The sequence below is a fragment of the Synechococcus sp. WH 7805 genome (assembly GCF_000153285.1).
Classification (GTDB): domain Bacteria; phylum Cyanobacteriota; class Cyanobacteriia; order PCC-6307; family Cyanobiaceae; genus Synechococcus_C.
Map to the genome: position 1 here is coordinate 1,287,532 of NZ_CH724168.1, position 23,817 is coordinate 1,311,348.

Annotated in this window: 26 protein-coding genes and 1 tRNA gene; 11 read left to right on the forward strand and 16 right to left on the reverse strand. The window is 60.0% G+C overall.

The genetic code is table 11. The features are described 5' to 3' along the window. Positions 1 to 45 precede the first annotated feature (45 nt). Positions 46 to 249 (reverse strand): hypothetical protein, encoded by a 204-nt coding sequence (locus WH7805_RS06960; RefSeq protein ID WP_006042315.1) that lies wholly within the window; start codon positions 247 to 249, stop codon positions 46 to 48. A 24-nt stretch (positions 250 to 273) separates the two neighbouring features. On the opposite strand from WH7805_RS06960, the gene WH7805_RS06965 reads away from it, so the two are divergent. Further along, positions 274 to 2,361 (forward strand): lytic transglycosylase domain-containing protein, encoded by a 2,088-nt coding sequence (locus WH7805_RS06965; protein ID WP_006042316.1) that lies wholly within the window; start codon positions 274 to 276, stop codon positions 2,359 to 2,361. Here WH7805_RS06965 and WH7805_RS06970 read toward each other — a convergent pair. Then, entirely contained in the window at positions 2,318 to 2,788 is a 471-nt protein-coding gene (locus tag WH7805_RS06970; RefSeq protein WP_006042317.1) for a hypothetical protein, read from the reverse strand. The two genes, WH7805_RS06965 and WH7805_RS06970, sit on opposite strands and share 44 nt — an antisense overlap. 116 nt (positions 2,789 to 2,904) lie before the next feature. On the opposite strand from WH7805_RS06970, the gene WH7805_RS06975 reads away from it, so the two are divergent. Next, a complete protein-coding gene (locus WH7805_RS06975; RefSeq protein ID WP_038005183.1) occupies positions 2,905 to 3,453 on the forward strand; it encodes a thioredoxin domain-containing protein in 549 nt (182 codons plus the stop codon). A 49-nt stretch (positions 3,454 to 3,502) separates the two neighbouring features. Next, positions 3,503 to 4,228 carry an FAD-dependent thymidylate synthase gene (thyX, locus tag WH7805_RS06980; RefSeq protein ID WP_006042319.1) on the forward strand — a complete coding sequence of 242 codons (726 nt, stop codon included), beginning with the start codon at positions 3,503 to 3,505 and terminating at the stop codon, positions 4,226 to 4,228. 20 nt (positions 4,229 to 4,248) lie between these two features. On the opposite strand, the gene dcd is transcribed toward thyX, so the two are convergent. Then, complete coding sequence (dcd, locus tag WH7805_RS06985) at positions 4,249 to 4,842, reverse strand: dCTP deaminase (protein ID WP_006042320.1); 594 nt, start codon at positions 4,840 to 4,842, stop codon at positions 4,249 to 4,251. Beyond that, the gene (locus WH7805_RS06990; protein ID WP_038005186.1) at positions 4,842 to 5,450 is read right to left on the reverse strand and encodes a cob(I)yrinic acid a,c-diamide adenosyltransferase; all 609 of its coding nucleotides are present in this window, start codon (positions 5,448 to 5,450) and stop codon (positions 4,842 to 4,844) included. The genes dcd and WH7805_RS06990 overlap by 1 nt, the downstream gene beginning before the upstream one ends. Before the next feature lie 144 nt (positions 5,451 to 5,594). Here WH7805_RS06990 and rph point away from each other — a divergent pair, with 144 nt between their 5' ends. From rph to WH7805_RS07010, 4 genes are all read left to right on the forward strand, one after another. Next, positions 5,595 to 6,320, forward strand: coding sequence for a ribonuclease PH (gene rph / locus WH7805_RS06995; RefSeq protein ID WP_038004514.1), 726 nt, complete (start codon positions 5,595 to 5,597; stop codon positions 6,318 to 6,320). A 76-nt stretch (positions 6,321 to 6,396) separates the two neighbouring features. Next, positions 6,397 to 7,131: a global nitrogen regulator NtcA gene (gene ntcA / locus WH7805_RS07000; protein WP_006042323.1), complete on the forward strand. Its 735-nt coding sequence runs from the start codon at positions 6,397 to 6,399 to the stop codon at positions 7,129 to 7,131. A gap of 57 nt (positions 7,132 to 7,188) precedes the next feature. Next, on the forward strand, positions 7,189 to 8,394 hold the full coding sequence (locus tag WH7805_RS07005) for a DUF3084 domain-containing protein (RefSeq protein ID WP_006042324.1): 1,206 nt from the start codon (positions 7,189 to 7,191) through the stop codon (positions 8,392 to 8,394). After that, on the forward strand, positions 8,391 to 8,828 hold the full coding sequence (locus WH7805_RS07010; protein ID WP_006042326.1) for a hypothetical protein: 438 nt from the start codon (positions 8,391 to 8,393) through the stop codon (positions 8,826 to 8,828). Before WH7805_RS07005 ends, WH7805_RS07010 begins: the two co-directional genes overlap by 4 nt. On the opposite strand, the gene WH7805_RS07015 is transcribed toward WH7805_RS07010, so the two are convergent. The 4 genes from WH7805_RS07015 to psbH are packed head-to-tail and all read right to left on the reverse strand — an operon-like array spanning position 8,806 to position 10,176. Then, complete coding sequence (locus WH7805_RS07015; RefSeq protein WP_006042327.1) at positions 8,806 to 9,063, reverse strand: DUF3146 family protein; 258 nt, start codon at positions 9,061 to 9,063, stop codon at positions 8,806 to 8,808. The two genes, WH7805_RS07010 and WH7805_RS07015, sit on opposite strands and share 23 nt — an antisense overlap. Continuing rightward, the gene (gene pth / locus WH7805_RS07020) at positions 9,063 to 9,689 is read right to left on the reverse strand and encodes an aminoacyl-tRNA hydrolase (RefSeq protein ID WP_038005188.1); all 627 of its coding nucleotides are present in this window, start codon (positions 9,687 to 9,689) and stop codon (positions 9,063 to 9,065) included. Before pth ends, WH7805_RS07015 begins: the two co-directional genes overlap by 1 nt. Before the next feature lie 5 nt (positions 9,690 to 9,694). Then, positions 9,695 to 9,940: a TatA/E family twin arginine-targeting protein translocase gene (locus WH7805_RS07025; protein ID WP_006042329.1), complete on the reverse strand. Its 246-nt coding sequence runs from the start codon at positions 9,938 to 9,940 to the stop codon at positions 9,695 to 9,697. 35 nt (positions 9,941 to 9,975) lie between these two features. After that, positions 9,976 to 10,176, reverse strand: a complete 201-nt coding sequence (gene psbH, locus WH7805_RS07030) for a photosystem II reaction center phosphoprotein PsbH (protein ID WP_006042330.1) — start codon at positions 10,174 to 10,176, stop codon at positions 9,976 to 9,978. Positions 10,177 to 10,261: 85 nt separating this feature from the next. Between psbH and psbN the strand changes: the two genes are divergently transcribed. Then, positions 10,262 to 10,402 (forward strand): photosystem II reaction center protein PsbN, encoded by a 141-nt coding sequence (gene psbN, locus WH7805_RS07035; protein WP_011932239.1) that lies wholly within the window; start codon positions 10,262 to 10,264, stop codon positions 10,400 to 10,402. On the opposite strand, the gene WH7805_RS07040 is transcribed toward psbN, so the two are convergent. Beyond that, positions 10,390 to 13,377 (reverse strand): alpha-mannosidase, encoded by a 2,988-nt coding sequence (locus WH7805_RS07040; RefSeq protein ID WP_038005194.1) that lies wholly within the window; start codon positions 13,375 to 13,377, stop codon positions 10,390 to 10,392. The two genes, psbN and WH7805_RS07040, sit on opposite strands and share 13 nt — an antisense overlap. 61 nt (positions 13,378 to 13,438) lie before the next feature. On the opposite strand from WH7805_RS07040, the gene WH7805_RS07045 reads away from it, so the two are divergent. Further along, on the forward strand, positions 13,439 to 13,558 hold the full coding sequence (locus tag WH7805_RS07045) for a photosystem II reaction center protein I (protein WP_006042333.1): 120 nt from the start codon (positions 13,439 to 13,441) through the stop codon (positions 13,556 to 13,558). A 111-nt stretch (positions 13,559 to 13,669) separates the two neighbouring features. Continuing rightward, positions 13,670 to 16,879: a DUF3769 domain-containing protein gene (locus WH7805_RS07050; protein ID WP_038004516.1), complete on the forward strand. Its 3,210-nt coding sequence runs from the start codon at positions 13,670 to 13,672 to the stop codon at positions 16,877 to 16,879. A gap of 12 nt (positions 16,880 to 16,891) precedes the next feature. Here the strand turns inward: WH7805_RS07050 and WH7805_RS07055 are convergent, their stop codons facing one another. The 7 genes from WH7805_RS07055 to WH7805_RS07085 all read right to left on the reverse strand — a co-directional run bounded on the left by WH7805_RS07055 (position 16,892) and on the right by WH7805_RS07085 (position 23,456). After that, on the reverse strand, positions 16,892 to 17,329 hold the full coding sequence (locus WH7805_RS07055; protein WP_006042336.1) for a pentapeptide repeat-containing protein: 438 nt from the start codon (positions 17,327 to 17,329) through the stop codon (positions 16,892 to 16,894). Between the two features lie 84 nt (positions 17,330 to 17,413). Next, the gene (locus WH7805_RS07060) at positions 17,414 to 18,028 is read right to left on the reverse strand and encodes a 3-isopropylmalate dehydratase small subunit 2 (protein WP_006042337.1); all 615 of its coding nucleotides are present in this window, start codon (positions 18,026 to 18,028) and stop codon (positions 17,414 to 17,416) included. After that, positions 18,021 to 19,442 carry a 3-isopropylmalate dehydratase large subunit gene (gene leuC / locus WH7805_RS07065; protein WP_006042338.1) on the reverse strand — a complete coding sequence of 474 codons (1,422 nt, stop codon included), beginning with the start codon at positions 19,440 to 19,442 and terminating at the stop codon, positions 18,021 to 18,023. Before leuC ends, WH7805_RS07060 begins: the two co-directional genes overlap by 8 nt. Positions 19,443 to 19,496: 54 nt before the next feature. After that, positions 19,497 to 20,774: a competence/damage-inducible protein A gene (locus WH7805_RS07070; RefSeq protein ID WP_006042339.1), complete on the reverse strand. Its 1,278-nt coding sequence runs from the start codon at positions 20,772 to 20,774 to the stop codon at positions 19,497 to 19,499. Next, a complete protein-coding gene (locus tag WH7805_RS07075; protein WP_006042340.1) occupies positions 20,767 to 21,912 on the reverse strand; it encodes a glycosyltransferase family 4 protein in 1,146 nt (381 codons plus the stop codon). The genes WH7805_RS07070 and WH7805_RS07075 overlap by 8 nt, the downstream gene beginning before the upstream one ends. 90 nt (positions 21,913 to 22,002) lie before the next feature. Next, entirely contained in the window at positions 22,003 to 23,292 is a 1,290-nt protein-coding gene (glyA, locus tag WH7805_RS07080) for a serine hydroxymethyltransferase (protein ID WP_006042341.1), read from the reverse strand. Between the two features lie 90 nt (positions 23,293 to 23,382). Continuing rightward, positions 23,383 to 23,456: transfer RNA gene (locus WH7805_RS07085), tRNA-Arg, on the reverse strand. Positions 23,457 to 23,550: 94 nt separating this feature from the next. Here WH7805_RS07085 and WH7805_RS07090 point away from each other — a divergent pair. After that, entirely contained in the window at positions 23,551 to 23,805 is a 255-nt protein-coding gene (locus WH7805_RS07090; RefSeq protein ID WP_006042342.1) for a hypothetical protein, read from the forward strand. The last annotated feature ends 12 nt before the right edge of the window (positions 23,806 to 23,817 follow it).

Consider the following 23,817-nt stretch of genomic DNA (forward strand, 5'->3'; position numbering starts at 1 on the left):
CAGAACTTCAGCGCAAGGACAGGCCAATAGCTGCACGCCAAGCGTTCAACGCCAGCGCTGCGGGATCAAGAGGATGGCCGCCAGTTCAAGCAACGCCCAGGCGCCCACCAGAAGCACCATCCATCCAGGCAGCCACTGCAACGGCCAGAGCCAGCGCATCCCCCACAACACAAGGGCCACCCCGCAGACAATCGCGCAACGCAGTCGCTGCCGCCGCCCGGGGCGGGGCTTGCGCTGATCCGCACCCATCCATTGCCTGCTACTGGGAACAGAATGGCAGCAGTTCAGAGACCGTGTGTGAGCGCTGGACCGACCCGCGGACTTCTGCTCCTCGGAGGCACGTCGATTCTCACGGTGATGGCGATCGTGGGAGGCCAGCGGCTGCTACGTCAGCGTCAAGTCCCTGTGACCGCTCGGATGGAGAGCCCGCAGGTGTGGGCGCGCTATCGCTGGTCGATTGACCCGCTGCAGCGCAGGGAAGCGGCCCTTCTCCTGGCCAGTCGCAGTCGGGACTCACCAGAGCGCCAGCGACGTTTGCTCGCTGGCCAGGGATGGGGACCGGCGCCCTTGGCAGCCGTGGCGCTCAAGCAGCAGGCCCTGGCAGCTCAGCGGGTCGGCCGGCCCCTCGAAGCAGAGCAGCGCTGGCAAAGCCTGCTCGGGCGCTTCCCAACCAGCGCCGCCAGCGCCGATGCCCGCTACTACCTCAAGGGCAACAACGCGCAACTGAAACAACAGTTGCTGTCTCAACAGCCTGGCCATCCCGCCACTCTCGCGGCGGCGGCAGAACTCCCCGATGATGCCAACCAGGACACCCTTCAGGCCAGCGCCGTGCACCTGGCACGCTGGGGCCCCCTCTGGCCTGGAGCCGCCAAGCTCATTCGCCGCACCTGTGGGGATATCACCGGCACGGGACTGTCTCAAGAGCAACGGCTCAACCTGGCCTCTGCCCTGGCAGAGCTCGGGGATGGCACAGCCTCGGAGCTCTGCCTTCAGGGCACCCCGCTTCAACCGCCCCAGGCGCTGATCATCGGCCGCACCCTCCTGCGCGGAACCCCAGCCCAGAAACGTCGCGGGGAAGCGATGCTTTTGCAGCTGGCCAACGCCCATCCTCAATCCGAGGAAGCCTTGAAGGCAGCGGCTCTACTGAGTGAGCCGCTGAAGCCGAAGCAGGCGCTGTTGGATGCCTTGCCGCTACCGCTGCAAGAGCGTTCAGCGGATGTGGCCGCAGCCCGCGTACGCCTGAACGGAGACCAAAACGGACTGGAAGTCTTGAAACGATGGCCGGATCACCCCGCGATCTGGCAGCTGCAATGGGATCTGGCCCGTGACGCGTTCCTGGGGGGCCAGTGGGACCAGGCCCTCAGCGTTCTGAAGACCATCCCCGGGAACAAACTGCCGGATCCCCTGGCCACAAGGCAGCAGTTCTGGATCGGCTTCAGTTTGGCCAAGCTCGGGAAGCAAGAGCAGGCACAGCGCGTCTGGGAAGCCCTGATCAAGGCCTATCCGCCGGGGTACTACACCTGGCGTGCCGAAGCCCGGCTTGGAGGCGGCGAACTTCCCGCACTGAAGGGGGATGCGGCCGCCACGGCAACCCAGACCATCAATGCCAACAACGACGCCTGGGAGCGCCAAGGCTGGAGCCCTCTGAACAGCGGTGATCGCCTGGTGGATCAACTCTGGCGGCTGGGATTGCGTCAGGAAGCCTGGGACACCTGGCGCAGCAGCCACGCCACGGCCAAGCCATCCCCGCAGAGCCAACTCATCGAAGGTCGGCTGCGCCTGGGGGTGCAGGATTACTGGACGGGCCTGAATCGGTTGTGGAGGGCCAACCTTCGGCTTGTCTCTCCCGATCAGGACACACGGCTGCAGCTGCATCAGAGCCAGCATCCCCGCCCGCTTCTGCCTGAGTTCAGCGCAGCAGCGCAGCAGGAAGCGGTACGCCTGGAACTGCTCCTGGCGATCGCCCGTCAGGAATCTCGCTTTTCCCCAGGCGTGCAATCGCCAGTGGGAGCCGTGGGCCTGTTGCAGCTGATGCCGGCCACCGCAGCGGAGATGGAGGGAGCCCCCATCAGTGATGCTGAACTCAGGCAACCCGCACGCAACGCAACCCTGGGAGCGCGCTACCTGGCCTGGCTACTCGAGGAATGGCAGGAAAACCCCTGGCTCACCGTCGCCAGCTATAACGCGGGGCCTGGCGCCGCCGGATCTTGGTTGAGTCAAGAACTCACGCAAGATCCGGAACTTTGGGTTGAACGGATTCCCTATCCGGAAACCAGGCTTTACACAAAAAAAGTGCTTGGCAACCTCTGGGCCTACCTCAGATCGGACTGGGCAAGTCATGACCAATCCAAATCCCGCTGATCACAATCACTGCCAACCAGAAAGCTGTGATCTGGGGAGCTGGTACCACTCTGATCCTGGTGAGATCCAACCGAGCCAAAAGTGTGGCTGATGCAAGGATCAACACATCGGAGAGCAGGCTAAGGCTCAACATATAAAGGCCCACAGTGATCACCAACGCGAGGGTGACCACCAGGCTGAGTACCCGGCTAGAAGCCATGAGCAAGGACAACTGACGCAGCAACAGATCCGGCATGGTGCAGATCACTACAACAACTAGGGCCTGAATCAGTTCAATCGTCCAGAACATATTGACACTCATCTGATGGGCCTTCGCAAGCCAGGTTTCCTGTATGGCCCAGTGATGACCAAGAAACAGAGAGACACCGAAAAGCACCAAAAGCAGGGGTGCTCTCAAGGGCAACAACAGGAAGCGAAGAAGAGGCATCAACGTGGTGGGTTCCCCTGGATGACAGACACCGGGTGCGATAACCACTCCACTTGAAACGCTAGCAACAGCAGGTGGTTTGTCCTGTCAGGATGGATGTCGAATCCTTCTCAAGGATGACCGGCACACCCGACAGCACAAGCCTTACATCACTGCAGAAAGGCCTTCTGCTCGTCTCGGCCATTGCATTGGCCGTCAGTCTGTTTTTGGTGCGCAATGGCGGGATAGCGGAATCACCCCTCGACCAACTGGCCCGACGATCTCTGGCCCCGGAAATTGCACTCAGCAATGGACGTCCCACGATCCTGGAGTTTTACGCCGACTGGTGTGAGGTCTGCCAAGAAATGGCTCCCGCCATGATGACGATGGAAGAAGCTCATTCGGACGAGCTCGACGTGGTGCTGGTGAATATCGACAATCCTCGCTGGCTGGACCTCACGGATCGCTATGACGTGACTGGCATCCCCCAGCTCAACCTCTTCGCTGCCGATGGAGAACTGCGTGGCCGGTCTCTCGGCGGCCGCAGTGAAAGCGAGCTGAACGCGCTGGCTGCTGCGCTTGTCACCAACACCTCGTTGCCCACATTGACCGGGGTAGGCAGCGCAAGTCCATTACCAGAGCCGACCATGCTGGAAACTGCGGCCGGTCCACGCAGCCATTCCTAGACAGACCGGTCATGATCTGACAACGCTTGTTCTCCGACCTGACGTGACCATGGATTCCCGCTTTCGGGTCGACCTGATCGCTGCAACCCCTAACCCGCAGCAATGCGTGTATGCCGGCATGCATCAGGACTACAGCGAAGGTTTCGTAGCCGCCGACCGCGACGATTGGCCCGATGAAACCCGTGCCGGCGAAATCTGTGTGAAGCGCTTGCTCTCAGGCGAGCGAGGCCACTACGGCCCGCTTGAACATGCCCAGATCGTTCTGAATGTGGGCTGGTTCCCTCACTCGGTGATGCAGCAAGCTCGCACCCACCGAGTGGGCGTGAGCTTCGATGTCCAGTCGATGCGTTACACAGGCGAGCGGATTGCCCGGGCTGCCGACGGTGAGCTGGATCTGGAGGACGTGTTTTACCTCAGACCAGTTGGAGATTACAGCGATCGTCAGGGCAAGAAATACACTTACAGCCAGGCGCTGCGGTCGCAGGATCTGCAGCTCTGCAAGCAAGCTTCAGAGCGCTATCGGGATCTACTGCGAGCCGGTTTCGCAGAGGAACATGCCCGCGGGATTCTTCCCTTTGATTACCGACAGCACTTCGTGGTGAGCTTCAGTCTTCGGGCGTTCCTGCACTTCATGGATTTGCGCGCCAAGCTCGATGCACAGAAGGAAATCCGCGAGCTCTGCGACCTCATGTGGCCACACCTCCAGGATTGGGCGCCTGAATTCGCAGCCTGGTATGAAAAAAGCCGGCTTCATAAAGCAAGACTGGCGCCCTGAGGTCAGGCCCCCACAAGCGTTCAAACCTTGGCGAGGGTGACCCGCTCAGGCTGGTGCTGATATTTGCCCTGGCGATCGCTGTAGGTGGTGTCGCATGGGTCACCTTCAAAAAACAACAACTGACAGATGCCTTCATTGGCATAAATACGGCAATCAGCACCTGAGCTGTTGCTGAATTCAAGAGTGAGATGACCTTCCCAGCTAGCTTCCGCGGGCGTGGTGTTCACGATGATGCCGAGGCGCGCATAGGTGCTCTTGCCCAGGCAGATCACCGTGATATTGGGCGGCACCTTCATTTTTTCAAGGGCAACACCAAGCCCATAGGAGTGAGCTGGAAGGATAAAATAGTCTCCATCTTCATCATGATGGAGCTCGGTGGGCTCCAGGTTGGCTGGATTAAATCGCTTGGGGTTCATCACCGTGCCAGGCACGTGTTTGAAAATCAGAAACTCCTGCGGTGAAAGGCGCAGGTCATAGCCATACGACGAACAACCAAAACTCAACACCGGGCGCAGTTTCTGATCCGGTTCGAGATGACGCACAAGACCCGCTTGAAATGGATCGAGCATCCCTGCAGCAGCTTGCTCGGTGATCCAGCGATCGTTTTTCAGCATCAGAGGCCCCTACGCAATTCCGTGACTTGATCAGCCAAAGCCATCAGCGAGTCCGGGATGGATGGACCCGTGATGATCACATCCATTGACGCGGGACGCTGCTCCAGGCGACACAACACCTCCCGCTCATCGAGGTAGCCGAATGCAATTGCCAGGCCAAGCTCATCCAGCACCAACTGATCAAGGTCCCCGCTGATTAATTGCTTTGCGCAGGCGTTCCAGACCGATTGCACAGCATCAATCACCTCCGGCTCAGCATTGGCCGCAGGTTGGGACAAACACTCGAGAACAGCAGGACGCATCCAGCTGAGACGGTCGCAGAGAGTGACCGCAGCATCAGGCCCCTGCACCACACCACCTTTAAGAAATTGAGCGACCAGCACCCTGCTGCCAAGACCCGCAGCACGCAGTGCTTGGCTCATCACCGTCCCGAAACTCCCTCGATACGGGGCCGTGTGAACCTGAAGCTGGCCCTCCTGAGCCACCAGATGCAGCGGTGGCCTCGGCTCAAAAACCGGCAATCTCCTCAGACCAGCTTGCTCAAGCGTCCGGTGATCCGCACTGCGGACGTCTCGGGATCGATGGCTGGAACTCAAGCTTGTTGTCATCTCGGTCGCTGGCATCAGGGCTGGTGTCCAGACGGCCCAGCAGAATTTGAATCTAGCGCTGCGGATCCGATCCACAAGCCCTTGGACACCACCCATGGTGTCTCAGTCCAACTGCCAGGCTCAATGAAGCCATCGTCGCCAGGCATGAACACCATCTCCCGCAAGGACGGACGTCAAGCGTCCGAACTGAGGCCCTTCGCCGTCGAATGGGATCCCATGGGCTTCGCCCTCAGCTCCGTGATCGTTCGCACCGGCCGAACCGCTGTGCTCTGCAGCGTCTGCCACGAGCAAGGCGTGCCGCGCTGGCGCCGTGACCAGGGCCTCGGCTGGCTGAGCGCGGAATACCGGCTGCTCCCTGGTTCCACCCCCGAACGTCAACGACGGGAATGGCTGAAGCTCTCCGGACGCACCCAGGAGATTCAGCGTTTAATCGGTCGCAGTCTGCGCGCTGCGCTCTCCATGGAGGCGTTAGGCGAGAACACTCTGCTTGTGGACTGCGATGTGATTCAGGCCGATGCAGGCACTCGCACCGCCTCCATCACTGGAGCCTGGCTGGCACTCCATCACGCCTGCGCATCACTGGTGTCGCAGGGACTCATCCCGGCCAATCCAGTCAGAGCCCAGGTGGCAGCCGTATCGGTGGGACTACTCCAGGGCGAAGCCCTACTTGATCTGGATTACAGCGAGGACTCTCAGGCGGATGTGGATCTGAATGTGGTGATGAACGCCAGCGGTGAACTCCTTGAACTCCAGGGAACAGCAGAGGGAGCCACCTTCAGCCGGCAGCAGCTGAACCTGCTCCTCGATCGAGCGGAACCTGGGCTCAAGCAGCTGATGCGCGCCCAGAACGAGGCTCTGAGAACGCAGTGATCACTTTGGAATCGTGTGCGTTGCTACAGGGTGAGAGTCAATCGCTCCTTAACTTCCTAAAACCGATGTGCCGGCCATGCCCGAAGTGATCCGCGGCTTTAGCCGCACAGCCTCTCATCAAGGACGCACATCGGAAGTGAGCCTGGCCAACGCGCCCGCACCAACTAGCAAGACTCTGCTTGAAGTCATTCGGGACCTCGAGGGTGCCAACACGGAGCTGATCGAACGCAGCAAAACCATTTTCTTCCCGGGTGATCCCGCCGAACGCGTCTATCTCATTAGGCGCGGTGCCGTGCGCCTCTCTCGCGTCTACGAGTCAGGGGAGGAGATCACCGTGGCTCTGCTGCGAGAGAACAGTCTTTTCGGTGTGCTCTCCCTCCTCACCGGCCATCGTTCCGATCGTTTCTACCACTCAGTGGCCTTCACCAGGGTTGAAATGGTCACAGCTCCCGCCACCTCGGTGCGTAAGGCCATCGAAGCTGACACCTCGGTGGGGCTGCTGCTGCTGCAGGGACTCTCAAGCCGAATTCTTCAGACGGAGACGATGATCGAAACATTGACCCACCGCGACATGTCGTCACGCCTGGTGAGTTTTCTGCTGGTGCTCTGCCGCGACTTCGGCATCCCTGGGAACCAGGGGATCACGATCGATCTGCGGCTGTCGCATCAAGCCATCGCCGAAGCCATTGGATCAACCCGGGTCACCATCACCCGCCTCCTCGGAGACCTTCGCAACTCGGGTCTGGTAGAGATTGACCGCAAAAAAATTACCGTTCTCGATCCCATCGCCCTCGCCAAACGGTTCAGCTGACGCACAGAAGAGTGAGGATGGCGGCGTTCGAGCTGCACTGCGTGCAATGAGTTCTCTGTGACTGGCTGGTTGCTTCTGCTGTCATTGCTTGTCCTCGGTGGCGTGCTCTCGACCTTGGGTGATCGACTCGGCTCCAGGGTCGGCAAGGCTCGTCTGAGCCTCTTCGGCCTGCGCCCCCGTCAGACAGCCGTGGTGATCACAGTGCTCACCGGCAGCCTGATCAGCGTCCTCTCCCTGGGCCTGATGCTGCTCGTCAGTCGGCAGTTGCGCGTCGGCCTCTTCGAACTGAATGACCTTCAGGCCAGGCTGCGCAGCAGCCGGGCGGATCTGAAGACCAGCCGGTCAGCTCAGAAGCAATCCAAACAAGAACTGGACAAAGCTCGCAAGGATGAGATCGAGGTGCGCAGACGCCTTGAGGAAGCACGTAAACAAGCCAATGAGCTGAGAGAAACCCTTCAACCCCTGCAGGATCAGACCCGCCGACTCGAAGCAGAACGACAACGACTGAGCCAGGACGTTGGTAAACGCGACGACGAAATCCGCAGAACCGACCGCGAGCTCGCCGCTGTACGAGATCGCATCCGCTCCGGCGAAGCCGAATTGAAACTGCTAGAGGAGAATCTTCTAGCCCTGCGCCGCGGAAACGTCGCGATCAGCAGTGGTCAGCCCTTAGCAACAGCCACACTCAGACTTGAACGCCCTGACCAGGCGCGCCAGGTGATCGATCAGGTGCTGAGAGAGGCCAACCTCCAGGCTTACCAGCAAGTCCTGCCAGGACAGGCTCCCGACAAACAGATTCTGTTGGTGCCTCGTCAAGACATCAACCGCCTGGAACAAGCCATCCGCAAACCAGGAACCTGGGTTGTACTGCTGCGCTCTGCCGCCAACGTGCTTCAGGGTGAAACGGTTGTGTATGCCTTCCCGGAGGTCAGGCCCAACGTCACCATTACCCGCGATGGAGAGGTGCTTGCAACGACCGCCCTGGCCAGCGAAGAAACATCCGCGGAGGATGTCCGCAACAGGTTGAACCTGCTTCTGGCATCAACCCTGGCAGAAATTCAACGCCGCGGCTCCATCAGCAAGGGACTGCAATTCGACTCCCAGGCACTAAACGAGCTCGGAAAGATGCTGATTGATCGCAGCACCGGACGGGTTGAGCTTGAGGCGGTGGCACTCAGGAACAGCGAGACAGCCGACCCCATTGCGATTCAGCTTCGACTTCAACGCAGCTTCAAACCCACCACTGCGGATGACACACCGTGACTCGCATCGCCGCCCTGGATCCGGGCCGAAGCAAGTGCGGGCTCCTGCTCGTTGACACAGACTTGGGAATCGTCCTCGAAGGACATGTCCTTGAGGGATGCTCTGTCCTGGAGACCCTGGAGCAATGGCGATCCAAGGAACCTCTTGATCGCGTGGTGATGGGCAACGGCACAGCCAGTAGGCACTGGCGCGACCAGCTACCGGCGGATCTGCAGCTCACCGTTGTCGACGAACGCGGCACCACCCTGCAGGCCAGGAGTCGATACTGGGAGCTCTGGCCTCCGAAAGGATGGCGGCGACTGCTGCCTGAGGGACTACGCATCCCCCCCTGTGATCTCGATGCTGTTGCCGCTCTGGTAATTCTCGAGACTGCGCTCAACTGCCGTTTCAACTGGCCTACACCGGAGCCCGTCAGAACTTGGCTCTCACGGTGAAGCTGTAATCCCCTCCAGCCTCGAGCCGATAATCGGATCTCACCAAAAAGCGTTGCAACGCATCCTGGATCAGGGCGCGTCCGAGCGAAGGCTCAACGCTGAGCTCACCGCGCTTGAAGAACCACTGAAACTCCCAGATAAATCCACCGGCCTGAACTTCACCCTGAAGACACTGATCACTAAAACTCTGGTGATGAACCCTCAGATGAGCTGTGGTGGATGGCAGACGTGCCATCAAACCGACTCACTCTGAGAAGGGGCGAGATTCAAAGCATTGATGTGGTTACCAGCCCGTTCCAATCCCTGACGTTGGATGCGTTCCAGCCCGGAGAGAACTTCTTTCAACACCTCGTTCAGCAGAGGCTCCTCCTCACGGCTGAACGCCCCCAACACATGCGACACGGTGCGAGCCCTTCGTTCCTCAGGCGAACGCCCCGGAGCACCAATCCCGATGCGAAGACGTGCAAAATCCTGGGTGCCGAGATGCTGAATCGTGCTTTTTAATCCGTTGTGACCGCCGGCACTGCCCCGGGCTCGCAAGCGCAGGCGTCCGAGGGGGAGATCCATGTCATCGACCAGAACGATGACTTGTCCCAGGCTCAAACCAAACCAGTCGAGGGTGGCACGGATCGATCGGCCGCTCTCATTCATGAAGGTCTTGGGCATCAACAAGCGCAAACGATCGGGTCCAGCGCCGATATTCGCAAGATCACCTTGGAGCTTGGCCATGGCTCGGAACCGAGCATGTTCCTGAGCAGCAAGCTGCTCTAAAACCCTGAACCCCACGTTGTGACGGGTCGAGGCATAACGGTCACCCGGATTGCCAAGACCTACCACCAATCGGAGGTCGCCGGAGTTGATCACGATCAGTCAGCGCTAGCGCCTTTCGACGGAGTGGTGTCCGTCGTTGGCTCTGAAACCTCAGGAAGAACTTCAGGCTCAGCCATGGCTTTGTTGATTTCCCGCTCAAATTCCTTAGAAGCGGATTGAAACCCCTTCAAAGTCTTCCCCAAAGTGCGGCCGAACTCAGGAAGACGCTTCGGACCGAAGACAAGCAATGCGACGGCACCAATGACGGCCATCTCAGGAAGGCCGATTCCAAACACGTTCATGAGCCTCGCCCGAGAGTGGGGTGAGCCGGCAAGAGTCAGCCGGCCCCGTTCCAGTTGACGTTGATCCCTTCCAGGATCAGAGACTGGTTGTACAGCTGCAGGATGACGAGAAGGAAGACCAGGAACAGCACCATGAAAATTCCCATCACAGGCGTGGTTCCCCAACCAGGCACAACCTTGCCGTACTCAGAATTAAGGGGACGGAGCAGATCGCCCAGACGAGTGCGTTGAGCCATAACGGCGCTTGGGTCTCGGGTGGAGTTCAGTCCCGATACTCTAGGGGTCCCGGCCCGGAAGAGGCCGATCCTGTCGAGAGATGTGATGGAAAGTTCTTCGCCGGCCCTGTCCGTCGCGATTGCCGTTCTGGCTGCCTTGCTTGGTCTCACTGGTTTCGGGGTCTATACAGCCTTTGGTCCGCCCTCGAAACGCCTCGACGACCCCTTTGACGATCACGAGGACTGACGGACCAACCGAACCTCCCTGAGTTCACCGGGCATCATTTGGATGCTGGTCTCTCCCGTTGGCATCGCCCAGCCACCATCGAGGAGCCAACGCAATCGCTGGGCCCCGGGGTTCAGCAGCTGAATCATCAACGCCGAGGCTGCTGAACACGTCGTTCCGTCAGCTGCCATCAAGGGCTTGATGGCCAAGGGGATCAGTCCATCGGGGACAGCGGGAAGCCCCTCCCAGACGGCCTCTAGGTCCACAGGACCAAGCCACCCCGGTTCTCGGAATCGAATGGCCGCTTGAGGCACACCGTTGCGCATCCATCCCTCCGCCAACGGCATCAATGCGACACGCTGCCGATGCCAACCGGCATCGGCGGAGGGGTCCGGCCAGGTGGGACCTCTGAGCAGGGATACCCCGAGGTGATCTGGCCCTGCATCAACGCCCTGAGGTCCATCGAGCAAGATCGCCAGCCCACCTCCTGGAGCGGCAGAGGCGCTAGCCAGCCAGGAGATCACAGGCACCTCCCATCGAGCTTTCTCCATGGGCGTGCGCGGCACAGCAGGTCGCTCGATCACACCACCGCTGGTGTCGGAAGCCCAGCGCACCGCAGGCCTTTCCAAAGGACACTCAAGGCGCAACACCTCATGGGACTGGCGCCACTGAACACTGAGGCGCAGCTCCACATGTGGAGAGTCAGCACAGAGAAGCACATCCATTCGAAGTGCACTGACACCGAACTGGCCGCGAAGTGTCACGCGGGCCATCAAGGGGCCAGAGTCCTGCAGCTCCACCTGCCAACGCTCTGGCATGGGCAACGGATGCTTCCGGTACTCAGCGGCAAGATCCCAGGCATCCCAGAATTCACCGTGATCGCGGTAGCGGTTCAGGCGCAGCGGGGCCGCCAGACAGTCGGCCCCCCCAGCATCCCGCAGACCGATCAGCCCCTGGGGCCCAACGTCGATTGAGAGTCGTGCGTTGGACAGCCTCCAACCTCCGCTTTCAAGGGCTGTCACCCGGACGGGGTCGCGCACAGTTTCGTCGCTCTGGCAAGGCTCGGAACGATGGTCAGAGCGCTCGAGCGGCAGCGCACTCACGCCATCGACCATGGGCAGCTGCACCCAGACGCCGCCGGCAGCTGCCGCCTGCACCGGCAGACGCCGACCGGCACTGGACCATTGCCCTCGCGGAAGCCGTACCAGCGGCGACCAGCGCGGCAAGGGCTGCAGCGCACACCAGGCCCAGCGGCCTGAAGCGAAGCTTTCACCTCCAGGACCTGGACCGTTGCCAGAAAGGAGATGCTTCAGGCCTGCATCACGGGCAGCCGCAGCTGCGCGACGGGCGGCGCGCCACTGCGGTTCGGCTTGATCAAACACCTCTGGGATGGCCGTGCCGGGAAGAATGTCGTGGAACTGATGAAAGAGCAGGACCGACCAGGCCCAGTCCTGCCCCTCCTGGCCTAGCAGTGCTGCCACCAAATCGGCTTCCCGCAGCAGTCGCTCCAGGGTTCGGTTGTGGCGTTTCTGATCGGGGCGCGAGGTTGCACAACCCCGATGCAGCTCGAGATAAAGCTCATCACGCCAGACCGGTAACTCCGTGCGCAGAGGCTCCAGGTGCTGCAGAAAGCCACGCACGGTGCCGCCTTCACGGGCCGGAGACTGTGGATGGTCTTGCCAGAGCTGCAGCTGCTCCAGCATCTCGGCCGTTGGGCCACCACCGTGGTCTCCCACACCGGGAAGCCACAACGCCCGATCGATGCCAGTGCTCTGTTGAAACTTGCGCTGCTCAGCCCCCATCGCCACGGGGTCGGCATCGGTGCCAATCCCAGGAAGCATCAAGGCCAGCACTTCGGCGGAGCCGCGGCCTCGCCAGCGGAACAACCTGTGGGGGAATGGATTGGTGGCGTTCCAAGCCAGTTTGTGGGTGCAGAACCACTGCACGCCGGTGGCGTTGGCGACCGCTGGAAGCCCTGCACCAAAGCCGAAGCTGTCAGGCAGCCAGGCCAGGTCATGCCTCCATTCAGGGAAATGCTGGCGACTGAACTGCTGACCGCAATCGAACTGTCTCCACAGGGAGGCTGTACTGATCAGAACACAGTCGGTTTCGACCCAGGGACCATTGATGGGCTCCCAGCGCCCCTTGCGACTGGCCTCTTGAATCCGGGCGAACAGCGCAGGCCGATGCTGAGCCATCCAGGCATAGAGAGCCGGAGTGGAATGGGCAAAATGCAGATCCGGCCAGCGCTCCATCAACGCCAAGGCCGAGCGGAACGTCCGCTCGGCCGCCTGCCAGGTGTCGGCCACAGGCCAGAGCCAGGCCAGATCAAGGTGAGCATGGCCAACCCAGTGCAAGACACCGTTCGCGGGGGGCTGGTCGGCCAGATGGGTGAGCACGAGTAGAGCCGCCTCGTCTGAGCTGGGCTCGCAATCGAGCCATGACTCAGGGAATTGCTGATGACTGAGCTGCAGAAGATCCAGCGCTTCCGGCAGGAGGCAACCGTCAGGGTCCACCTGAGGGTTGCGAGGCTCCTTGATCAAGGTGCTGCTGATCAAAGCGCCATCGTCATGGCATGGGCTGCGGAGCTCAAGCCGAACCCGCAATCCTGAACCACTACGCCATCGCTTTGGCAGCACCCAGCGGCAGCGGGTCTCGAAAAGATCACCACTGTGGACCAACTCGTCATCAACCCAGACCCGGACCTCATCCGCCCACCAACTGAGCACCAGCCGTTCCTGGCTGTCTTCACTTCGAAGCCAGTGCGACGGCCAGCGAATCACCTGCTCAATCTCCAGCCACACGCCACCTCTGGGCCAGATCAGCAACCCCCGCTCAGCCCAGTCAGGTCGGTGGATTGCACCCCAGGCTTCCGCCAGCACAGACCGTTGCTCATGGTCACCGCAGCGGTGCCACCCAGACAGGAGATCCAGGCGACTGCGACACCGAAACGTTTCAATCCACGCCAATCGACGGGCCTGCAGAGGGTCCTGCATCGTGAACTCACAACCTTGACCCATAAGATGATGACGCTGTCCCAGACGCCGGTCGGTCCCCATGCTCGCCCTCAAGATTTCCGTTTACTCGGTCGTCTTCTTTTTCCTCGGGATCTTTGTGTTCGGCTTTCTTGCCAGCGATCCCAGCCGCACGCCTAGCCGCAAGGACCTCGAAGACTGATCACGATTGCTCTCTGAACTGATTCAGGTCAGGACCACGCTGACCACTGGTCATTAACAGGTTCACAAAGCTCTCCTCCATGTGAGGATCGCCGCCCAACGCTGATCGGGTTTGAGAGCCTTCCGGGGGCCAATCACCATCACTGGTCTCCTGGCCATCGCATCTGCTTTGTGCGTACCTGTTGGAGCGCAATCAGCAGAAGGAGTTGTCAACTCCGGGATGCCTGCCGATTCGGGTTCACTGCCACGGGTGAATGATTCACCGAAAGTTGATTCAGTTCCATTCCCTTCGAGCAACGACACGCAGGATCGAGCTTCAGCCAGTCCTCAACCTCCGGCTGAACTTCTGCTGAAGTCCAACAGTCAGGTGTTCGACGCACGTCGAAATCTGTTCATTGCTTCAGGTGATGTTCAAGTCACCCTTAACGGTGGCGTGTTGCAGGCCGATCGGATCGAATTCGACTCTGAGTTCAACACGCTCTTCGCCCGAGGCAGCGTGCGTTTCCGCAAGGGATCTCAGTACTTTCAAGCCAGCACGCTGCGCCTCAGCCTGATCCAAGGCAGTGGAGAGATGGAAGACGTTTATGGCGTCCTCGATCTCGACACAGCAGCGCTTGATCTCAATCCCTTCCCCTCCAAAAGCAATTCCGACCGAGTTCGACCAGGTCAGTCCTCGGATGCGCCAGAACAAACGCTCCCGGTTCGGGAGAGCAGTGGCCTGGGATTCCCGACAGCCCTCGACATTGAGCTTGATGCAAATACTTCAGAACGACTGAGTCCGCAAGGGGATAACAGCACCTTCTGGGATCTGGAGCTCCCCCCCTCGCCGGAATGGATGGGCCCTGAGGTTTCGGAGCCACAATCTTCCGAAGATCGCCAGGGCATGGCATGTCCAGCGGAACTGCCTCCGATTCCCGACTGGCACCCCTATCCCTGGGCTGTCACCGTCTGGGGTGGACAGATGATCGACGCGAATTTCGGTGACACCTTTATCGCTAAAGGTCGCTTGCGTGCCGAATACCTGCTGGGCGTCAGCATGCAAAAGCGCATCTGGCGCGCAGGGCCCGTGGCCTTCGAGCTGGAAGCCGATCTCTTTGGCCACCAGGCCTACCAACAACAAGGTGGCGCCTTCAACCAGAGCGTCCCCAATGCCAGCACCCCTGACCAGGCCTACCTAGAGGGCATCCTCGGTCTTGGTGTCCGTCTCTGGGTCCAGCCCTGGCTGAGCTTTGGATTCGTCGAGGGCATCAGTTACAACTCCTCCGTCAGCAACTACGAACGCACCTTCCGAGAGAACTTCTCCCAGCTGCTGAACTACCTCGGCTTCGAAGTTGAAGCCGCTGTCTCTCCCCAGCTGTCCATGGTCGGACGCATCCACCACCGATCTGGCGCGTTCGGCACTTACAACGGCGTCAAAGAGGGAAGCAACGCTTACCTACTCGGCGTCCGTTATCGCTGGGGAGAAGACAAACCCGAAGCCCTATCACCTGAGGCACCACCGCCTCTGGGTTGTCCAGACCCTGGACGCATCGCACGCCTCGCGCCCCAGACGATGAGCGAGCAACTCGAAGACATCACACTCGGCAACCCAGTGCGTCAAGCGCAGACGCCATCAGCCAACGCAGCATCCTCCACTGTCCTGTCCCAGACACAAGACTCCAAGCTTTCTCTGCCTGAACAGGAGCGACTGCGAGCAGAAGCCATCGCTGCCATCGATCAGCGCATCAGCAGCATTCAGCTGCAGCAGCGCCTCGTGATTCAGCGCAGCCGTGGATCCGAAAATCTCCGGAACAACGAAGTTTTGGCCGCCAATCGCTTCGGCGGCGTACGGCCTTCCCAGCTCAACACCCAGGGACAAACCCAGTTCATCACTGGTGAAATCAGCCGTTGGCGCGTTCAGGCCGCCAGGGTCCGAATCACTCCGGATGGGTGGAGTGCCGATCGCATGGGTTTCACCAACGATCCCTATACCCCGGCGCAGACGCGCATCGATGCCGAAAACGTTGTGGCAACGGAAGAGGAAAATGGCGACATCTTGATTAAGAGTGAACGCAATCGCCTGATCGTTGAGGAGCGACTGCCGATTCCCGTATCGCGAACACAGAGAATCCAGAAACAGGAAGAAGTGGAGAATCGCTGGGTTTTCGGTATCGACAACGACGATCGCGATGGATTCTTCATCGGCCGGAATCTGCGGCCAATCGAATTGGCCGACGACCTCGTTCTCCAGATTCAGCCGCAGTTCCTACTGCAGCGTGCCATCAATGGTGACAACAACAGCTACGTGGCGCCTGGTGCATCCATCGACAGTGGAGACGTCACTCAAGACAACACCGTCAGCGACCTTTTCGGGGTGGACGCGGAACTCAGTAGTCAGTTCCTGGGGTTAACAACCAACGTAGAAGCCGAAATCAGTACTTTCAATCCAAGCAACTTCCTGAACGGCAGCCGTTTCTCGGGCTCAACCAGGCGCACAGTCACCCTTCCATGGCTCGGAGACGTGAGCGCACGCGTTTTCGGTGCCTATCGCTTCCGAGCATTTAATGGGTCACTGGGGGAAACGGATGTCTACAGCGCCTATGGGGTCCTCGCGGAACAAAAAGGCGATTGGAACTGGGGGAAACTCAAGAACGACTACATCTGGCGCATCGGGGTCGGCAATTACCAAGCTGAAAGTTTCACCAGCACCAACCTGATCGACACCCTGAGGGCCAACTTCTATGGCTCACTGAACAGTCGATACCAACTGTGGCGTGGCAAGCCAGCAGAGCTGACACCGGAAGCGGCCTATCGCTACAGCCCCGTTGCGATTGTGCCTGGGCTGGAGCTGCGGACGAATCTGAACACAGCGCTGGCAGCTTTTGGAGACGGAACGCGCCAGAACACCATCAGCCTTACTGGAGGCCCCACACTTACCCTTGGCAACTTCAGCAAGACATTCCTGGATTACACCCAACTCTCGATCGCTGGTGGAGGCACGTTGAAGCAGGGGTCCAGTCCTTTCGAATTCGACCAAGCGGTTGACTTAGGCACCCTTGGGCTCGGCCTGACACAGCAAATTGCAGGGCCTCTCCTTCTGAATGCAGGTGTAGGCGTGAATATTGATCCAGCATCCGAGTTCTTCGGCAATGTGATCAATTCGAACATCGAGCTGCGCTGGCAGCGAAGGTCCTATGACCTTGGTTTTTACTACAACCCTTATGAGGGCGTCGGTGGATTCCGCTTCCGTCTCAACGACTTCAACTTCACCGGAACTGGCCGACCTTTCATTCCCTATTCGCCAGACCCTCTCCGCAACCCGCTCGATAGTCGCCCCTTCTAAGGCGCTTCAGATCTAATCGGGACCGCCGCCATAAATCAGATGGCTCCCAGTGAGATCGGCCCCGGCAAAACGCATGCCGTCCGTTCGCACATTCGGGGCATAGGCATTGATCACCACCGCATCGCGCAGGTCAGCCCGTCGAAGGTCTGTATCTGTGAGGTCGGCATTGCTGAGCCGTGCTCCGCGCAGATCAGCTCCATCGAGCTGAGCACCGCTGAGGTCGGCTCCTTCAAGATTGGCCTCCCGAAGATCCACTCCTCGCAGATCGGCATCGCGCAGATCAACACCAATCAGATGCGCCCCCTGAAGGCTTAGCCCACGCAGATCGCATCCAGCACAGGCTCCAAGATGAAGCAATCGCTCCTGCGGTGTTGCATAGGGAACAACCTCAATGGATTGCGGCGTTCCCGCTTGTAGAGCCATGGGTGCCAGCAGTGCTGACATCAACATGGCTGCCAAGGAATATGACGTCGAATTCACCATGACCTGAGATCATCTGTCTCATTCATAGACAATTCTGCAGGCGGATGCCGTTCAGAACCCGCGAAGGTAAGGAAGATTATCCATCGTGCGCGTGAGTTCGTCATCTCGATCCACCAGTTGACCTGTGGCATCCCACTGACCACTGCGCAGCATGTCGAGAGCACCCGAGGCAACCTGGATCGGCTCGGAGACGGAACCGCCCGAGAATGTAAGACCGTTGAGATCCAGCAGCCAGTTCTCGGAGGGATCAGCAGCCACAGCATCCTGAAGAAGGCTGATCTGTTGCGAGGCGGCCGTGGCACAAGGAATCCCGAGTGCGAGGCAGTTGCCATAAAAGATCTCGGCAAAGCTCACACCCACCAGCGCCCTGATCCCCCAGCGCATCAGCGCCTGGGGAGCATGCTCACGGCTGGACCCGCAGCCGAAATTGTCATTGACCACCAGGATCGAGGCCCCGGCGTGCACGGACTGATCAAAGGGATGGCGACCAGCCAGCTCCTGGCGATCATCCGCAAAGGCCTGTGCTCCGAGAGCCTCGAAACTGACGCATTTGAGGAAGCGGGCCGGAATGATCCGATCGGTGTCGATGTCATCACCGCGCAACACAAGTGCACGCCCCCTCACCATCGGGATCCGACCTTGCGGGAAAGGAGTGGTCTCAGTCATCGGAAGTCATGCAGTTCAGCTGCCGCACATCACGAACCTGACCAGTGATGGCGGCGGCAGCAACCATCGCGGGACTCATCAGCAGGGTTCGGCCACTGGCCGAACCCTGCCGGCCCTTGAAATTGCGATTGCTTGAGCTGGCGCTGATCTGGCGCCCCTCCAGACGATCAGGATTCATGGCCAGACACATGGAACAGCCAGGTTCGCGCCATTCAAATCCGGCCTCGCGGAACACGGCATCAAGACCCTCAGCCTCCGCAGCCCGGGCCACTTGTTCCGATCCAGGGACAACAAAAGCCCGAATACCCGAGGCCACATGACGTCCCTTAGCCACCGCAGCCGCAGCCTGCAGATCACTGAGCCGTCCATTGGTGCAACTGCCGATGAAGCACACATCCACAGGCACCCCTGCGATCGCCTGACCGGGCGCCAGATCCATATAGCGATAAGCCTCCTCCGCGATGGGGCGATCGGCCGGGTCCAGCTGCTCAGGCGTGGGCACCGTCTCATCAACACCGATTCCCTGACCGGGTGTGATGCCCCAGGTCACCGTGGGAGCGATGGTGGCGGCGTCAAAGCGCACCTCATCATCGAAGCGGGCATCAGCACCGGAGGCCAGAGATCGCCACCAGGTCAGCGCACGGTCCCAGGCCTCTGCCGTAGGCGCCTCAGCACGACCATGGAGGTAGTCGAAGGTGGTCTGATCAGGGTTCACGTACCCGCAGCGCGCACCTCCTTCAATCGCCATGTTGCAGAGGGTCATGCGCTCTTCCATCGACAGCGCCTCGATAGCTGGACCGGCAAATTCATAGGCATGTCCCACCCCTGCTTTCACGCCCAGTGAGCGAATCACGTGCAGGATCAAATCCTTGGCGAACACCCCTGGGCTGAGCTTGTTTTCCACCCAGATCCGACGCACCTTGAGCTTGTTCATCGCCAGGCTCTGGCTGGCGAGGACATCGCGCACCTGACTGGTCCCGATCCCGAAGGCGATGGCCCCGAAGGCCCCATGCGTGGACGTGTGCGAGTCACCACAGGCCACCGTCATTCCGGGCTGCGTGAGACCGAGCTCCGGCGCAATCACGTGCACGATTCCCTGGCGACCACTGCCGAGACCATGCAGGGTGATGCCGTGATTGGAACAGTTGCGCTCCAATGTGCTCAGCATCTCCTCTGCGAGTGGATCCGCAAACGGCCTGGCCTGACTGGTGGTTGGAACAATGTGATCCACCGTGGCCACGGTGCGCTGCGGGCAGCGCACCGCAAGTCCCTTGTCTTCGAGGGCCGCAAAAGCCTGAGGACTGGTCACCTCATGAATCAGGTGCAGGCCGATGAACAACTGGGTGGATCCACCAGGAAGATCAGCAACGCGATGCAGATCCCAAACCTTGTCGTAAAGGGTCCCGCTGCTCATTCCAGGTCAGCTGTGAACATCCAACCCTAATGGCTTGTCGCCTGACTCATTGCCTCACCCCGACTCGGTTGCCATCAACCGCAACCGCAGGCGGTTCAGTGCCTCCCCAGCACTCACCAGCCGGATCCAGTCCCGTCCTCGGGACGAGCCAAGCCGGATGGGGTGACTTTCGCAACCGTCCGGTCCTGCCACAGCGATGTGCACCAGCCCGACCGGTTTCTCATCGCTACCACCTCCCGGACCGGCAATTCCCGTGAGTGCGAGGGCCCAATCGCTGCCTGTCAGCCGTCGCACACCCTCAGCCATCGCCTGGGCGACCGGAGCACTGACAGCGCCGACTTCCTCCAGGAGAGAAGAGGGAACACCCAGCAACTCACACTTCACTGCATTGGCATAGGCGATCACACCGCCGAGCAACACCTCCGAGGAACCAGGAACGGCTGTGAGCTCGGAACCCAGCCCGCCACCCGTACAGGATTCCGCCACAGCCAGGGTCTCCCCACGCACGCGCAGATGCTTCAGCACCACAGAGGCGAGTGAATCATCGTCGGCACCGAAACAGAGATCGCCTGTTCGGTCGCGGAGATTTCGTTCGGTCTCATCCACGAGCTCAAGGGCTTCGGGCTCCGAAGACGCGCAGGCAGTGATGCGCAGCTTCACCTCGCCGCGGCCGGCGTAGGGAGCCACCGTGGGGTTGGCCTGATCCAACAGATCACTGACCTGCTCAGCCAGGGTTGATTCGCCGATTCCCCAGAAGCGAAGCAACCGGCTGACAAAAACGCCATTGGAGAGTCCCGACTGGCTAAACCAAGGAGCCGCAGTGGCTTGCCACATGGCACGCATCTCACTCGGAACCCCCGGGAAGGTGAGCACCGTGAAGTCTTCAGTGGGTGACCAGATCATCCCCGGCGCCGTTCCCGTGGGATTGGGAAGCAATGTCGCGCCGACAGGCAGGAGGGCCTGCCGCCTGGTCTCAGGGCCGGGCTCCCTTCCACGGCTGCGTGACTTGGCCGTGATGTCAGCCCAGACGTCGGCCCGCTCCTCGAGGGGAGTCGCGAAGGCCGCAGCGATCGCTTCGGTGGTGAGGTCATCGGGGGTCGGGCCCAAACCACCCGTGGTGATCAACACCCTGGAACGACAGGAAATCTCCCGCACCTGCGCAATCAAACGATCCCGGTTGTCTCCCACAACGGTTTGCCGGAAGTGAGGCAGACCCAGAGCAGCCAGCTCCTCAGCAAGCCAGCGAGCATTCCCATTCACAATATTCCCGAGCAAAAGCTCCGTACCGATGCAGAGAATCTCCACGCCAGTACGGCCGGCACCGTTAGCCATGGTGATCGCAGGAGCAGGATTGCCGATTCTCCGGGAGGGCATCCTCTGCCGCCGCGTCCTGAGCCAGCTCTGCCTGTTTCTGTCTCTGCATCACCACCACAGTGCCAACGAGGATGGCCGTCGCCAGACCTAACCAGAGAAAGCGCATTTCCACATTGGCCACCACCATGGCCAAGGCAGCAAGCCACTGGGTGAAGACATAGATCAGCAGCACGGTGCGACGGTGGCTGAACCCCGCTCTCAGAAGCCGGTGATGCAGATGGCGACGATCCGGATAGAAGGGGGAATGTCCGGAACTCAAGCGCCCCATGATCACGGCCGACATGTCGGCTAGTGGCAAAGAAAGAATGAGCAAAGGCAGCAGCAAACTCACCGTGGTGAGGCCCTTCGCTGGGCCAACGATGCTGATAGCAGCGAGGCTGAAACCGAGGAAGTATGACCCGCCATCACCCATGAAAATCCGTGCAGGATTGAAATTGTGCCGGAGAAAACCAAGACAACTTCCAGCCAACGCTGCCGCCAGGAACGCAGCAGCGACTTGATGCAGTGAGAAACTCACGGATACCAGTCCGATGGCCGCGATCCCAGCGACTCCGGCCGCTAGGCCATCGAGTCCGTCGAGCCAATTAATCGCGTTGGTGATGCCTACAAGCCAGATCACCGTGGCGATCAGGCTCACCAAGCCCGGAAGCACAACAGCGTCAGCGGTGCTGGAAGCCCAAGGCAAATCGATGGCGCCGATCCTCACGCCCTGGGACCAGACCACCATGGCGATCGCCACCTGGCCTGCCAGACGAGGCCAAGGTGACAGAGAAAAAAGATCATCGGCCAAGCCGATGATGAAAAAACACAGAGACCCCGCAAGCGTGGTCCAGATCAACTGATCCCTCGCGGGGATGAGCATGCCGAAACCACCGGCCATCCACGTGAGACCGAGCGCAACACTGAACCCGAGCACCATGGCCACGCCACCGAGACGGACCATCGGCACGCTGTGCTGCTTGCGTGAGTCAGGAGCATCGGTGAAGCCGTGGCGAAGGCCAAGCCTGCGTATCAGGGGCACGGTCACCATGGTGACCAGAGCCGCCGCCAGGAAAATCACCACAGCGACTGCGAGAGGAGTGCTCGCAACGGTCACGCAAAACTCCGAAGAGGACGACCCAACAAGGGTTTGATACCGCCCAATTTAGGCAGACCTGAATTCGCAATCCAGGTCTGCATGGTCCAGTCAGACAAGCGCCGGCTCCGTCGCCTGTGCGTAAAGGGGGAAGCGACGGCAGAGATTCGCCACTCGCTCAAGACAGCGCGACTGAACCGCGTCGTCTGCGGGATTCAAGAGGCGATCGGCAATCACCTCCGCCACCTCAGCAAATGCATCGGTATCAAAGCCTCGGGTGGTGAGAGCAGCGGTCCCTAAGCGCAGCCCGCTGGTCACGAAGGGGGATTCTGGATCAAAAGGAACCGTGTTCTTGTTGGCCGTGATGTGCACATCGCTCACCAGGAGATCAGCCACCTTGCCGGTCATACCGATGCTGCGCAGATCAAGCAGCACCACATGGTTATCAGTCCCCCCACTCACCACGTCAATGCCGCGGGCCATCAATCGGTCGGCCAACGCTTGAGCGTTAGCCACAACCTGCTGGCTGTAGACCTTGAATGATGGCCGGAGAGCCTCACCGAAGGCCACGGCCTTTGCCGCGATCACATGTTCGAGAGGCCCGCCTTGCGTGCCAGGGAACACGGCCTTGTCGAACTTCTTGGCGAAATCTGCATCCCGGCAGAGAATCAGACCACCGCGAGGACCGCGCAGCGTCTTATGCGTTGTTGTGGTGACCACATCGCAGTACGGAACAGGGCTGGGATGGACGCCTGCTGCCACGAGTCCAGCGATATGAGCCATGTCGGCAAGCAAGTAAGCGCCAACTTCATCGGCAATCGAACGAAAAGCCGCAAAATCAATCGTGCGAGGGTAGGCCGAGTAACCACAGATGATCAGCTTGGGCTTGTGCTCGAGAGCCAGCTGACGGATCGCCTCCATATCCAATCGCTGGGTCTCTTGATCGACCCCGTATTGGACAACGTTGAACCATTTCCCACTCACATTCACCGGTGAGCCATGGGTCAGGTGACCGCCATGGGACAGATCCAGACCCATGATCGTGTCGCCAGGCTGAAGCAGGGCCAGGAAAACAGCGAAATTGGCCTGGGCACCACTGTGAGGCTGAACGTTGGCCCAGGCTGCACCAAAGAGTTCCTTGGCCCGCTCAATCGCCAGTTCCTCGATGGCATCTACGTGCTCACAACCGCCGTAGTAGCGCTTGTTTGGAAGGCCTTCCGCGTATTTGTTGGTCAAAACGGACCCCTGGGCCGCCATCACGGCGCTCGAAGCAAAGTTCTCCGACGCGATCAGCTCAAGATGGGTTTCCTGACGCTCGCGCTCCTGATCGATCAGGCGGGCAATCGCAGGATCAGAGTCTGCCAGGGGTGCATTGATCGGAGCGGTTGCGAAATCCACCATGCGTTGCCTCGATGCATTGTTTTGATGGTAAGCAACGGTCAACAGCAGCAGCGTTAGACAAAAAAAAACTGCCCGAAGGCAGTTGAACAACGCGCCTGGAGAGATTCGAACTCCCGACCCTCTGATCCGTAGTCAGATGCTCTAATCCGCTGAGCTACAAGCGCTGGCGTTTCACTATCTGACCCCACGAAGGGGCCCTTCGTCAACTGGCGCACATCCTCACGCGAGAATCGTTTGCATTCCATTCGGTCTCCCTCCATGCCGATCCGCTGGTACGGGCCTGCTGACCCCGCTGATCCCACTTACAGGCATTTCAACCGGGTGGTGAATCTCACGCTTCACGCCATGGTGTTCGCCGCCGTGAACAGTGGGCTCTGGTTCCTGCAAGAGATCCGCCATCCCTGGAACCATCTCAGTGTTCTCACGGGCCTGTGGCTTGTCGGACTGGCTGTGCATCTCTCGATGGTGCTGAAACTGCGGCCAGAAGTGGATACAGACAACATGGCGTCCTAAAGCCAGCATGCG

Bases quoted from the DNA above. Each gene is read 5' to 3' on its own strand.
- WH7805_RS06960 (WP_006042315.1), bottom strand. From the start codon at position 249: ATGGGTGCGGATCAGCGCAAGCCCCGCCCCGGGCGGCGGCAGCGACTG.
- ntcA (WP_006042323.1), top strand. From the start codon at position 6,397: ATGCCCGAAGTGATCCGCGGCTTTAGCCGCACAGCCTCTCATCAAGGA.
- psbH (WP_006042330.1), bottom strand. From the start codon at position 10,176: ATGGCTCAACGCACTCGTCTGGGCGATCTGCTCCGTCCCCTTAATTCT.
- WH7805_RS07090 (WP_006042342.1), top strand. From the start codon at position 23,551: ATGCCGATCCGCTGGTACGGGCCTGCTGACCCCGCTGATCCCACTTAC.
- WH7805_RS07055 (WP_006042336.1), bottom strand. From the start codon at position 17,329: ATGTTGATGTCAGCACTGCTGGCACCCATGGCTCTACAAGCGGGAACG.
- rph (WP_038004514.1), top strand. From the start codon at position 5,595: ATGAACACCATCTCCCGCAAGGACGGACGTCAAGCGTCCGAACTGAGG.
- glyA (WP_006042341.1), bottom strand. From the start codon at position 23,292: ATGGTGGATTTCGCAACCGCTCCGATCAATGCACCCCTGGCAGACTCT.
- dcd (WP_006042320.1), bottom strand. From the start codon at position 4,842: ATGCTGAAAAACGATCGCTGGATCACCGAGCAAGCTGCTGCAGGGATG.
- WH7805_RS07070 (WP_006042339.1), bottom strand. From the start codon at position 20,774: ATGGCTAACGGTGCCGGCCGTACTGGCGTGGAGATTCTCTGCATCGGT.
- WH7805_RS07015 (WP_006042327.1), bottom strand. From the start codon at position 9,063: ATGGCACGTCTGCCATCCACCACAGCTCATCTGAGGGTTCATCACCAG.
- WH7805_RS06975 (WP_038005183.1), top strand. From the start codon at position 2,905: ATGACCGGCACACCCGACAGCACAAGCCTTACATCACTGCAGAAAGGC.
- WH7805_RS07040 (WP_038005194.1), bottom strand. From the start codon at position 13,377: ATGCAGGACCCTCTGCAGGCCCGTCGATTGGCGTGGATTGAAACGTTT.
- psbN (WP_011932239.1), top strand. From the start codon at position 10,262: ATGGAAAGTTCTTCGCCGGCCCTGTCCGTCGCGATTGCCGTTCTGGCT.
- WH7805_RS06990 (WP_038005186.1), bottom strand. From the start codon at position 5,450: ATGACAACAAGCTTGAGTTCCAGCCATCGATCCCGAGACGTCCGCAGT.
- leuC (WP_006042338.1), bottom strand. From the start codon at position 19,442: ATGAGCAGCGGGACCCTTTACGACAAGGTTTGGGATCTGCATCGCGTT.
- thyX (WP_006042319.1), top strand. From the start codon at position 3,503: ATGGATTCCCGCTTTCGGGTCGACCTGATCGCTGCAACCCCTAACCCG.
- WH7805_RS07060 (WP_006042337.1), bottom strand. From the start codon at position 18,028: ATGACTGAGACCACTCCTTTCCCGCAAGGTCGGATCCCGATGGTGAGG.
- WH7805_RS06970 (WP_006042317.1), bottom strand. From the start codon at position 2,788: ATGCCTCTTCTTCGCTTCCTGTTGTTGCCCTTGAGAGCACCCCTGCTT.
- WH7805_RS07045 (WP_006042333.1), top strand. From the start codon at position 13,439: ATGCTCGCCCTCAAGATTTCCGTTTACTCGGTCGTCTTCTTTTTCCTC.
- WH7805_RS07025 (WP_006042329.1), bottom strand. From the start codon at position 9,940: ATGAACGTGTTTGGAATCGGCCTTCCTGAGATGGCCGTCATTGGTGCC.
- WH7805_RS06965 (WP_006042316.1), top strand. From the start codon at position 274: ATGGCAGCAGTTCAGAGACCGTGTGTGAGCGCTGGACCGACCCGCGGA.